Origin of the sequence: Paenibacillus sp. FSL R5-0407, from assembly GCF_038009185.1 — a bacterium.
GTDB lineage: Bacteria > Bacillota > Bacilli > Paenibacillales > Paenibacillaceae > Fontibacillus > Fontibacillus vini.
This window is the reverse complement of sequence record NZ_JBBPAX010000001.1, coordinates 4,072,368-4,084,824: the sequence shown is the minus strand read 5'-3', so window position 1 is coordinate 4,084,824 and position 12,457 is coordinate 4,072,368. Positions and strand designations below refer to the sequence as shown.

General features: G+C 51.5%; 9 protein-coding genes. All 9 read right to left on the bottom strand.

Translation table 11 applies throughout. The annotated features are described in order from the left end of the window. Positions 1-115 precede the first annotated feature (115 nt). Complete coding sequence (locus NYE70_RS19330; RefSeq protein WP_341047453.1) at positions 116-1,117, bottom strand: LacI family DNA-binding transcriptional regulator; 1,002 nt, start codon at positions 1,115-1,117, stop codon at positions 116-118. A gap of 175 nt (positions 1,118-1,292) precedes the next feature. Beyond that, positions 1,293-2,579 (bottom strand): phosphopyruvate hydratase, encoded by a 1,287-nt coding sequence (gene eno, locus NYE70_RS19325; RefSeq protein ID WP_211025179.1) that lies wholly within the window; start codon positions 2,577-2,579, stop codon positions 1,293-1,295. A 377-nt stretch (positions 2,580-2,956) separates the two neighbouring features. Then, complete coding sequence (gpmI, locus tag NYE70_RS19320; protein ID WP_211025177.1) at positions 2,957-4,504, bottom strand: 2,3-bisphosphoglycerate-independent phosphoglycerate mutase; 1,548 nt, start codon at positions 4,502-4,504, stop codon at positions 2,957-2,959. A 1-nt stretch (position 4,505) separates the two neighbouring features. After that, positions 4,506-5,258 carry a triose-phosphate isomerase gene (gene tpiA / locus NYE70_RS19315; protein ID WP_211025175.1) on the bottom strand — a complete coding sequence of 251 codons (753 nt, stop codon included), beginning with the start codon at positions 5,256-5,258 and terminating at the stop codon, positions 4,506-4,508. 206 nt (positions 5,259-5,464) lie between these two features. Further along, positions 5,465-6,646 carry a phosphoglycerate kinase gene (locus tag NYE70_RS19310; protein WP_211025173.1) on the bottom strand — a complete coding sequence of 394 codons (1,182 nt, stop codon included), beginning with the start codon at positions 6,644-6,646 and terminating at the stop codon, positions 5,465-5,467. A gap of 235 nt (positions 6,647-6,881) precedes the next feature. After that, complete coding sequence (gap, locus tag NYE70_RS19305; RefSeq protein WP_211025171.1) at positions 6,882-7,892, bottom strand: type I glyceraldehyde-3-phosphate dehydrogenase; 1,011 nt, start codon at positions 7,890-7,892, stop codon at positions 6,882-6,884. 103 nt (positions 7,893-7,995) lie between these two features. Continuing rightward, positions 7,996-9,051 (bottom strand): sugar-binding transcriptional regulator, encoded by a 1,056-nt coding sequence (locus NYE70_RS19300; RefSeq protein WP_213656433.1) that lies wholly within the window; start codon positions 9,049-9,051, stop codon positions 7,996-7,998. A gap of 284 nt (positions 9,052-9,335) precedes the next feature. Then, a complete protein-coding gene (locus NYE70_RS19295) occupies positions 9,336-10,682 on the bottom strand; it encodes a glycoside hydrolase family 30 protein (RefSeq protein WP_290407878.1) in 1,347 nt (448 codons plus the stop codon). A 34-nt stretch (positions 10,683-10,716) separates the two neighbouring features. Then, a complete protein-coding gene (locus NYE70_RS19290) occupies positions 10,717-12,366 on the bottom strand; it encodes a sugar ABC transporter substrate-binding protein (RefSeq protein ID WP_341047448.1) in 1,650 nt (549 codons plus the stop codon). Positions 12,367-12,457: the final 91 nt, after the last annotated feature.

The following is a 12,457-nucleotide window of genomic DNA, read 5'->3' as shown; positions in this document are numbered from 1 at the left end:
CCTTCCCAGTCCTCTGTAAAAGTAACCAGTCCAACAAGAAAGTGCCGGTAGATGATGGGCACAGCCGGGAACACCCCGTTGCACGGGAGTCGGATAGTCAACATCTACCGTTACTTCAACGCTTCTTGACCGTCTGCCGCTCGATTACCCGGTGCGGCACGACTTCGCTGGCCGCCGGCTGCCCGGTGGCGAGCATCTCGATCAGCTTCTCCGAGGCCATCCGGCCCATCTCATGAAGCGGCTGAGCCACCGTCGTAAGCGGCGGATTGCTCATCTCGGCCAGCTTCAGGTTGTCGTAGCCGATGACGGCCAGCTGATCCGGGACGGCGATGCCTAGCCTCGCCGCTACAGAGATGACGGCAATCGCCATCTCGTCCCCGGCGGCGAATACCGCCGTCACCTCGGGCGAGGCCGTAAGCAGCCGCTCTGCGGCCCCGCAGCCGCCTTCGAACGTGAAGCCGCCGTCTTGCACATGGTCCTCCCGAAGCGGGAGACCATGATCCCGCAGCGCTTGGCGGAAGCCCTCGTATCGCGGCTGCCCCGCGATGCTGTCGCTCTCGCCGCCGCCGATCATCGCGATCTCCCGGTGCCCCTGGGAGATCAAATAGGCGGCCGCATCATAGGCCGCCTGCCGGTCATCGACTTTGATGAACGGTACGTCATCCCAGTCCGACTTTGTCGCCACCAGGACCAGTGGCACCCCCATAGCCTGGACGGCTTCATAATATTCCGGCTCAAGTACGCCGCTGGAATAAATGATTCCGTCCACCCGCTTCTCCCGCAGCACCTGCAAATATTTCATCGTCCGCTTCCCGTCTTCCGCGGTATTGCAAACGATGACGCTATAGTTGTGCTTATGGGCCACTTCCTCGATGCCGTGCAGAATCTCGGACGAGAATGAACTGGACACGCTGGGGAACAAAACGCCAATGGTCTCCGTCCGCCTATTCACAAGCCCCCGGGCAATGGCATTGGGCTGATACCCTAACTCCTCCACAGCTTGCTCCACTCTGCGTTTCGTTTCCTCCGAATACCCTGGCAAGTTATTCAGAACACGGGATACCGTCGCCACCGATACGCCTGCCCGTTTAGCCACGTCCTTGATTGTTGAGCTCATCGACATACCTTCTCCAATTCACGCTTGATCTTATCCACTTTGAATCGCAATGCTTACGTAAACGTTTACCTTTATGAATTTACTATAAATAACACGTTCCCTATTGTCAATTTAGTTTTCGCCTAACCAAAAAGGCCCACCCGAATCAAATTCGGATGGGCCTTTGACGTTTATATTAGTGTTTCAGGTTGTAGAAAGATTTCAAGCCGTTGTATTGAGCCAGTTCGCCCAGTTGGTCCTCGATGCGGAGCAATTGGTTGTACTTCGCAATACGGTCGGTACGGGAAGGCGCACCGGTTTTGATTTGGCCTGCATTCGTAGCAACCGCGATGTCAGCGATCGTGCTGTCTTCGGATTCGCCGGAACGGTGGGAGATAACTGCTGTGTAGCCTGCGCGTTTCGCCATTTCGATCGCGTCGAATGTTTCAGTCAGCGTACCGATTTGGTTTACTTTGATCAGGATCGAGTTACCGATGCCGTCTTTGATACCTTTTTCAAGACGCTCAGTGTTAGTTACGAACAAGTCGTCGCCAACGAGTTGGATTTTGTTGCCCAATTTTTCAGTGAGCAATTTCCAACCTTCCCAGTCGTCTTCGGAGCAGCCGTCTTCGATCGTGATGATCGGATATTTGTCAACCCAAGAAGACAAGAGGTCAACGAATTCAGCAGGCGTGAAGGATTTGCCTTCGCCTTCGAGATGGTATTTGCCATCTTTGAAGAACTCAGTGGAAGCTACGTCCATACCCAGGAATACGTCAACGCCTGGTTTGTAGCCGGCTTTTTCAATGGCTTCCATGATCGAGGACAAAGCGTCTTCGTTGGAAGAGAAGTTAGGAGCAAAACCGCCTTCGTCGCCTACAGCTGTGTTCAAGCCTTTAGCTTTCAGAACGGATTTCAGGTTGTGGAAAATTTCTGCGCCTGTGCGAAGAGCTTCTTTGAATGTAGGAGCGCCTACAGGCAATACCATGAACTCTTGTACGTCAACGTTGTTGTCGGCATGTGCGCCGCCGTTTACGATGTTCATCATTGGAACTGGCAGTTGTTTAGCATTGAATCCGCCGAGGTATACATACAAAGGCAGGTCCAAAGCGTCAGCAGCAGCGCGGGCTACGGCCATCGAAACAGCCAGGATTGCGTTTGCGCCGAGTTTGCCTTTGTTGTGCGTGCCGTCCAAAGCGATCATCAATTTGTCGATGCCGAGTTGATCAAGCGCGTCCATACCGATTACTTCAGGAGCGATGATTTCGTTCACGTTCTCAACGGCTTTCAATACGCCTTTACCGAGGTAACGGGATTTGTCTTCGTCGCGAAGCTCAACAGCTTCGTGAGCGCCGGTGGAAGCACCGGATGGAACGATTGCGCGTCCGATTGCGCCGGACTCCAGATATACTTCAACTTCTACAGTCGGGTTGCCGCGGGAGTCGAGGACTTCGCGTGCGTATACGTCAGAAATAATAGTCATTGTATATTCTCCTTTGTGGGTTATAGTAATAGATTGCTATTCGTAAGTTTAACCAAAAATACTGTAACGGACACCAGAGCCGCTATTTAAGCCAAACCGGGCTATTTCAAAACCTAACGGACACCAGAGCTCTTAATGGTCTACTTTGATCGGAAAGCACCACTTCAACCAACAGATAAGGGCTGCCATGTCCGTTAAAAAATATAACTTGGCGTTTCGGGCGTTTTAACGTCCGTGGTGTCCGTTAGCCTGCCGCAAAAGCAAAGCAGGTCAGGGGATCAAGACAATCCTTAAGGGACCGGACCACTGCCTAGGTTGTGCACGACCTCTGCAAGCCAGTCCCTTCGGCTTGCTCCTCCTGGCGCAACATGACTACCTTAAGCCTTGCGGCTCGCGATCATCGATTGGCCGGTCATTTCCGCCGGTTTCGGCAGACCCATCAAATCGAGGAGTGTTGGAGCCACGTCGGCCAAAATGCCGCTTTCGCGCAGGATTACGTTCTCGTCAGTTACGATGAACGGAACCGGGTTGGTTGTATGCGCCGTGAACGGACGACCATTCTCGTCGAATACCATATCCGCGTTACCGTGGTCAGCGATGATAATAACAACGCCGCCTTTGGCTTTAACCGCGTCTACGACTTTACCAACGCATTCGTCGGTCACTTCTACCGCTTTCTTCGTCGGCTCCAGCATGCCGGAGTGTCCGACCATGTCCGGATTGGCGAAGTTCAAAATGATCGCATCATGCTTGTCGGCTTCAATTTCCTTCACGCAGGCTTCAGCCACTTCATAAGCGCTCATTTCAGGCTTCAGGTCATAGGTAGCTACCTTCGGCGAATTGATCAGGATGCGTGTTTCGCCCGGAAGCTCAACATCGCGTCCACCGCTGAAGAAGAACGTGACGTGCGGGTATTTCTCGGTTTCCGCGATTCGAAGCTGCTTCTTGCCTTGCTGTACGAGCACTTCACCGAACGTATTATCCAGGTTCTTAGGCGAGTAAGCCACATAACCTTCCACGGTTTCGGCAAACAGAGTCAAGCAGACAAAGTGCAGATCTTTCGGGAATTTCGGTCCGCGGTCGAAGCCATGGAAATCCTGGTTCGTGAACACGTTGGACAGCTGAATCGCACGGTCCGGACGGAAGTTCAGGAACACGACGGAGTCGCCGGATTCCACCAAAGCAATCGGTTGGTCATGTCCGTCGACAATGACCGTAGGCATCACGAATTCGTCGAATACCGATTTCTCGTACGATTCCGTTACGGCCGTAATCGGATCGGTATATTTCGGGCCTTCGCCGTATACCATCGCACGGTACGATTTTTCAACGCGTTCCCAACGCTTGTCGCGGTCCATCGCATAGTAGCGGCCTTGTACCGTGGCAATTTTGCCCACGCCCACTTCTTCGATTTTGGCGATCAAGCGCTCGATGAAGCCTTTCGCACTGTCCGGAGCGACGTCCCGGCCGTCAAGGAAAGCATGGATATACACGTCGTGCATATCTTCCTTCTTCGCCAGGTCGAGCATCGCGAACATATGATCAATGTGGCTGTGCACGCCGCCGTCGGACAGAAGGCCGTACAAGTGCAGCTTCTTACCCTTCGACTTCGCGCTGCGAACCGCATTTACCAGCGTTTCGTTTTGGAAAAACTCACCTTCGCGGATCGACTTGGAAATGCGGGTCAAGTCTTGATAAACGATCCGGCCGGCGCCGATGTTCAAATGGCCTACTTCGGAGTTCCCCATTTGGCCTTCCGGCAAGCCTACGGCTTCACCGCAAGCGGTAAGGGTTGTGTTCGGATACTCCTTCAGGTAACGATCGTAGTTAGGCTTGTTTGCCTGAGCTACCGCGTTGCCTTCCACTGTATTCCGAAGTCCGAAGCCGTCCATGATGATCAGTGCTACTGGTTTTGGAGTGGCCATCTTACTTTGCCCCCTCGACCAATTGGATATAGGATGCCGGTTGCAGACTTGCGCCGCCCACGAGAGCGCCGTCGATGTCGCTTTGGCCCATATATTCCTTCACGTTTTCAGGTTTTACGCTGCCGCCGTATTGGATACGGATCTTATCGGCCACTTCAGAGCTGTACAGATCTTTCACCAGACTGCGGATATAAGCGATTACTTCGTTGGCATCCTGAGAAGTGGAGGATTTGCCGGTGCCGATCGCCCAAATTGGTTCGTAGGCGATAACGACTTGTTCGGCTTGCTCCGCGGACAGTCCTTTCAGAGCCGCTTCGGTTTGAACCTTCACGACATCCTTCGTTTGGCCTGCTTCGCGTTCTTCCAGCTTCTCGCCGACGCAAGGAATCGGAGTCAATCCATGCTTGAATGCGGCATGAACCTTTTTATTCACGATCTCGTCGGTTTCTGCAAAATAAGCGCGGCGCTCGGAGTGTCCGATAATGACATAGTCTACGCCCAACTCTTTCAGCATTCCGCCGCTAATTTCACCGGTGAATGCACCTTCGTCTTCGAAATGCAGGTTTTGAGCGCCGATTTTGATCGACGTTCCTTTGGCCGCTTCCACCAAAGCCGGAAGATTGGTGAACGGAGCGCAAATCACGCTCTCTACGCCTTCTACTTCCGCTTTCCCTTTAATGTCTTCGAAGAAAGCTTTTGCTTCGGAAACGGTTTTGAACATCTTCCAGTTCCCGGCGATAATAGGTGTTCTCATTGAGCACACTCCTTCAAACTTATAGGTAACTCAAATAGTCATCTTTTGATCACGAGGTTGATTCATGTTGTCTATTCGACTTCCAATCTTGAATTCAGTCGGTCCTTCCGGTGCTCACGTAGGTTTTGCCTACGCTCCGCTCCTCACTCCCGCCTTCATCCAACCTTGTCGGTGCTGAAAACCTGACTTTTTGAGCTTCAGGAATCTTACTTATCGTTCAGAGCCACAACGCCCGGAAGCGCCTTGCCTTCCATGAACTCCAGGGAAGCGCCGCCGCCTGTGGAGATGTGGTCCATCTTGTCGGCCAATTTGAATTTCTCTGCAGCTGCCGCGGAATCGCCGCCGCCGATAATCGTATAGCCTTCAGTTGTTGCGCAAGCTTCAGCCACTTCTTTTGTACCGTTTGCGAAAATATCGATTTCGAATACGCCCATCGGTCCGTTCCAAACGACCAATTTGGAGTTCTTGATGACATCAGCGTAAAGAGCGCGAGTTTTCGGTCCGATGTCCACGCCTTCCCAATCTGCAGGAATGCTGTCGATGTCCACTTCTCTGTGGTTAGCATCGGCGCTGAAGTCATCAGCAATGACAACGTCAACCGGCAGCATGAAGTTCTTGCCGAGTTTCTTGGCCTTCTCGATAAAGCCGAGCGCTACGTCAAGCTTGCTGTCATCCAGCAACGATTGACCGATCTCGTAACCTTGAGCTTTAAAGAAGGTATAAGTAAGACCGCCGCCGATCAGCACGTTATCCGCAATGTTAAGCAGGTTGTCGATAACATCGATTTTGTCCTTAACTTTGGAACCGCCGATGATCGCTGTGAAAGGACGATCCGGATTCGACAACGCTTTGCCGAGAACGGACAATTCTTTTTCCATCAACAAGCCGGATACAGCCGGAATTTGGTGAGCGATGCCTTCTGTCGATGCATGCGCACGGTGAGCGGCGCCGAACGCGTCGTTCACGAACAGATCAGCCAGCTCGGCAAATTGTTTTGCAAGCTCCGGATCGTTCTTTTCTTCGCCCGGATAGAAACGGACGTTTTCAAGCACGAGCACGTCGCCGTTGTTCATAGCGTCAACTTTCGCTTTTACCGCTTCGCCGATTGCTTCGTCAGCTTTGGCTACTTCTTTCCCGAGCAATTCGCCAAGGCGTTTAGCAGGCAGCGTCAAACGCATATCTTCGTTCACTTGGCCTTTTGGACGTCCCAAGTGGCTAGCCAGGATCACTTTCGCGCCATTTTCGATCAAATACTTAATCGTCGGCAGCGTCTCGCGAATCCGGGTATCATCCGTAATTTTGCCATCTTGCATAGGTACATTGAAATCTACGCGGACAAACACGCGTTTGCCGGTTACTTCCACATCACGTACACTTTTCTTATTCATCTCCACGTTCCTCCTATAGGTATGCGCGGCGCCCACCAGGGCTTGAGCACAGACAGGCTGCGCATTTCCGTTGCGACTTCGACTCTTGATTTCTCTCCTAAGCGGTACTACTTCTCTTTTTATATAAAAAAACGGTGTGTGTGTGAATGTCGGATTACATATAAAACCATGAACCAAAGAGGAGTCCTCCATAAAGGTTGCTCCTCTTCGGTAATGTTATCAAGGAAAAACGATATTACTTAACTTTTTTTGCGAAGTATTCCAAAGTACGAACCAATTGAGCAGTGTAGGACATTTCGTTGTCATACCAAGCAACCGTTTTAACCAGTTGTTTGTCGCCAACAGTCAATACTTTAGTTTGTGTAGCGTCGAACAGGGAACCGAAAGTCATACCTTTGATGTCCGAAGATACGATTTCGTCTTCTGTGTAGCCATAAGTTTCTGGGTCGGAAGCAGCTTTCATAGCTTCGTTGATTTCAGCTGCAGTTACTTTCTTCTCAAGAACAGTAACGAGCTCAGTCAGGGAACCAGTTGCAACTGGAACGCGTTGAGCCGCGCCATCCAATTTGCCTTGCAGTTCAGGGATAACCAGGCCGATAGCTTTTGCGGCGCCAGTTGTGTTAGGGATGATGTTCTCAGCAGCAGCACGAGCACGACGGAAGTCGCCTTTCGCATGCGGAGCATCCAAAGTGTTTTGGTCGCCAGTGTAAGCGTGGATCGTAGTCATCAAGCCTTCAACGATACCGAATTTGTCTTGAAGCGTCTTAGCCATAGGAGCCAAGCAGTTCGTTGTGCAAGATGCACCGGAAATAACGGTTTCCGAACCGTCAAGGATTTCATGGTTTACGTTGTAAACGACAGTTTTCATATCGCCTGTAGCAGGTGCGGAGATAACGACTTTCTTAGCTCCGCCTTTCAGGTGAAGCTCAGCTTTTTCTTTAGTAGTGAAGAAGCCTGTGCACTCAAGCACGATGTCTACGCCAAGCTCGCCCCAAGGCAATTCTTCAGGGTTGCGGTTAGCAAGAACTTTAACTTCTTTGCCGTTTACTTTGAAGAAGCCGTCATGTACTTCAACTTCGCCGTCGAACTTGCCTTGCGTCGTATCATATTTCAACAAATGAGCCAACATTTTTGCGTCTGTCAGGTCATTGATTGCTACTACTTCGATGCCTTCCACATTTTGAATACGGCGGAAAGCCAGGCGTCCGATACGTCCAAACCCGTTAATACCAACTTTTACACTCATGAATAGATCCTCCCAGTGTTTTTTTTATTATTCAAGACAGGCTGAATAACCCGCCATGAGTAAACCATTTAATAAACTTTCTTGTTTTGAGTGCGGAAAAGAGTTATTCCGCTTTGCGGCTCTCGCTTCGCTCGATCTCTTCCACGATTTGTTCCGCCGCGGCTTCATCGATCACAAGAATATCTTCGTGTCCGAATTTCAGCACGGCAAGAATAGCCTTCGCCTTGCTCTTACCGCCCGCGATGCCAATGACGGTTTCGGTACTCTTGATGTCTTCCAGCCGAAGACCCAGAGTCAGCATTTTGTGAACGACAACGCCATTTTCATCAAAATAGTATCCGAATGATTCCGCTAACGCGCCTTCCTTCTGCAGCTCTTGGACCACGGAAGATTCCAATTTGCGGCGGCGCGCCATCTCCATAGCATCACCGATTCCATGAATGATAATCCGCGCCTCGCGGATCATCTCTACGATATCGTGGATGTTAGGATCGCCTACGAGTGACTCGTACGCTTCTTTTCCGAGCAAATCAGGCACATGCAGCAGACGATAGCCCGCTCCAAGCCGTTTTGCCATCCCAGAGGCAATCGTGTTGGCCTGTATCTCCAGACTTTCACCCAATCCGCCTCTCGCCGGCACAAACCAACATTGCTTCAGCGAAAGATTTGCCGGCGGGCTAAGTTGCTCCGCTACCTCGGCAATAGTAGAACCGCCGGTAACCGCAACTACGTCCTGGCTGCTCATGGCACCAAGCAGAGCTTTGGCTCCTGCCCGGCCCAGTTCCTTCTTCGTCAGCGGGGAAGCCTCGCTGTCGCCGGGAACGATCACAACCTTACGAAGTCCGAAAGCCTTCTGAATTCTTTCTTCCAGATTGGATAATCCGAAGATTTCCTTAACGATCGGCTCCAAAGCCTCCAGCAGTTTCCTGCCCGAATCACTGATTCTCATGCCTATATTCTCGATTTCAATCAGGCCCTGAGCCTTCAGGAGATCCGTCTCGGCCCGCAACACTCGTTCTGTCATGTTCAGCGATACCGCAAGCGTTCTGCGGCCAATCACGTCCGACAACAAGATCTGGTGAAGAATGGTATACCTTTTCTTGAGAATTTCCATGAGATCAGGAAGAAGCTGCTTTTGCATTTCCAAAATAGTTCGCATGCTTTCCACTCCTGCAAGCTTCGTCTTCTCTCTCCTTCTCCTTGGTCCTAAAATGTCCCGGGTAAACTTTTTAAGTCCCACTGATATTCTAACCAATTTTTTGCTCTGATGCAAGCCTGACGTCCGTATAATTTACATTCTCGCCAAAGCCTATGCATGGCCTGATTTCGAACCTTTGGGGAGGGGCCCAGACAATAAAAAGGCTCCTTAGTGTTGTAATAGACGTCTTACCATCTATCCGACCATAAGGAGCGTTGCTCTTAAACTACATATATCCGTAAGCTTTAAAAGGCCGCTTTAATTGATATCGCGCTTTTAGGGGCCATCGAGAAGGAGAGTTCCGCTTCTCCTCGCAGCCGGAGTGATACATTCTCTACACCCTCCCCATCATTAAACAAAACGACGGCAATTGAATCATCCGTATTTTTGAAGGCGACGGAGCGAATGTGGTCTCCGGAGCTGTCGGAGTGTATTCGCACCGCTTTGGGGCGGATGATCTTACTGAAATGCGCCAGCGCGTAATAATCCAGCGTATAGGTCAGCTCGCGGGTTTGTTGATTGACCGTCACGATGCCGCGGCAAGTACTGCGCCCGAATCCCGGCACCACCGGGCCGTTGTTTTCATCGAGGGCCATGTTCCATAACACGAACGATTTGCTATGATTCCGTAGGATCTCGATCCCCGTCCGGAACACATTGGAGAAGGCCGGCTCGAAGGCAGGAATCCATTCTCCGCCCGATCCTTCAGTGAAATGAACTTCCTTGGCCGGAAAAGCCCGGCTGACCTCGCTCTGTGCCGACGCCTGACCTCCGTACCAGTGCCAGGCCACGCCGTCCACCTCTTCCTCCGCTTGGTTCAGCACCGTCAGCGGGTACTCCGGTTTATCCCAGTTGTGATCATAGCAGAGAATCTTGGTGGAAATTCCATTCCGCCGGAAGGCAGGCTTTAGAAAATCTTTGATGAACTCACTCTGTACTTCAGGCAGCATCAGCATGCCGGGGTAATGTCCCGGAACAAATAACGGTTCATTCTGCGGAGTTACGGCATAGATCTGAAGCCCGTTCTCTGCGTAGGCCTGAATATACCGTACAAAATACTCCGCATACGCTTCATAATATTCTCTCTTCAGCTCCCCGCCGATCATGGAGCCGCTTGTCTTCATCCAGCCCGGCGCACTCCATGGCGAAGCCATGAGCTTGAGTTCCGGATTCCACTTTACCGCCTGCCGCAGTAATGGAATGATGTCCTGCTCGTCATGGGCGATCGAAAACCGGTTTAACGCCGGATCCGTTTCTCCCTGGGGAAGATCATCGTAGCTGTACATTTCCCTAGCATAGTCCGAAGCTCCCATGGGATTACGAACCACCGAAAGCCCGATCCCCTCATTTGGATCAAACAGTCTCTGCATCACTTCCGCTTGCTGCTCCTCATTCAAAATCTGGTTCATCAAAAAGGCGGCTGAATCGGTAAAAGAGGCTCCAAAGCCGTCCATTTCTTGAAAAGTCCGGGTTTCATCCAAAACCACCCGGACGGCTTCCACACCGATGTCAGCCGGCGTCAATTCCTGAGGGGATTTCTTGATGAACAGCTCGCGTTCTCCCAAAGATTCATATATCGTAAGCTCCTGCATGCTGTGTCCCTCCGTTTAATGGGTTAATCCGTTTTTACTTCATGCCCAGTTTTTCTTTGTTTTGCTTCATCTTCTCGCTGCGAATTTCAACGATCTTACTCCAGTTGTTGTCTTCCAGGAACTTTTTGTAGATCGACAAATTGTTGTTGAATTCATCGTCGCTCTTGGAGCGGATCATGCTGACGAGCGACGTGCTCCACTGGGTGTTGATAGCGGTCAGGGCGCGCGCTTCCTGCGTTCCTTGATCCGGATTTGTATTTTCCAGGATGAAATGCGGCTTCATTTTGCCTTTGCCCCACTCCTGCATTTGCTTGATCGCCTCAGGGAAAGCGTCGGCGCTCAGCGCTTTATGACGGTCATGTCCGAAGAACATGAATTCGCCCATCCGGTAATCCTTTTTGAATTTATCGGCATTGTTCAATTGAAGGTCTTTCACTTCCGGCGTGAATTGCACGCTTCCGTCGGCGGCTTTCGTGTATGTTTCGCCTTCGATACCGTAGTTCATCAGCATTTGGCCTTCTTCGCTCAGCAGGTACGTGAACACCTGGATCGCTTTAGCAGGGTCTTTACACTTCTTCGTGATGAAGCTGACCATCCAACCGGAAATGCCGGACTGGTTCAAGGTCGGCTGATTGCCGACAGTGCTTTGTGGACCGTCGATCGCGATGTATTCTTTGCCCGGATTCGCGCTCAAGAAAATTTGCAGATTGCCGCCTTGCTGCGGCGTGCCGTCAAGCAGCATCGTAGCGTATTTGCCGGACTTCACTTTCTCTTCAAAGGCCGGGCCGTCATCGGCAAAGCTGTCGTCGCTGATCGCGCCGTCGCGGTACGACTGATTCAGCGTTTTCAGCCAGGTCAGATAGTCTTCGTCCAGGTTACGGTCGTAGAACCCGCCGTTCGCGTCTTCCAGGGGCACTCCGATGAAGTCCTGCAACACATCGCCCAAAGAACCGGTGCCGGTGCCGATCGAGTTAAAGCCGAATGGGAACAGTTCAGGGAATTTCGCCTTGATTTGCTGCATCGAATTTTTGAAGTCGTCCGGCGTAGCAAAGCTCGGCTGGCCCAAAGCTTCATAAACATCCTTCCGAATCACGAACGCTGTCTTCGCCGGAATGTTACCGCTGTCATAATCCTCTTGCGTATTGGAGTAGTTCGGATAGCCGTAAGTTTTGCCGTCTTTAAGCTGGAACCAGTTCAGCGTGTCTTGAGCCGCTACTTTATTGAAGTAAGGATCGTATTTCTCGGCCAGCTCCGTCAATGGAAGCGCCCAGGTTGCCGCCTTCTGTGCGGCCGGTGAATTGTTGTCGAACGTCGTGAGGATGTCCGGCATGTCGCCGCCCGCGAAGAAGGTGTTCAGCTTCGTGTCGTCGCCTTTGATGAATTTGATGTTGATATTCAAATCTTCCTTAATCTTTTTGGTGACCACATCATTGCCAAAGTCGGTGTTCCACCAGTCGGCATTCACATACCAGGTCAAGTCCGTAGTCTCTTCTTTCGTATCCAGCTGCCAGGCCGGCTTCTCCGGATCCGGCGTATATCGTCCTTCTAGGGAAACCTCTTTGCCGGAGCTTTTCGAGCCGCCGCCGGATCCCCCGCCGCAGCCCGTTACGACCAGCGCAGCTGCCAAAAGTGCCGTGCCCACCTTAAGCCCTGTTTTGCCAAAAGCCTTGTTCATCTTCAACATCCAAACCCCTCCTCTTTTGTGTTAAAGCGCTTTCTAATCCGCCCGGAGCCTACCCCGTATCGGTCGTTTTCCCCGGTTTCACAACATATAC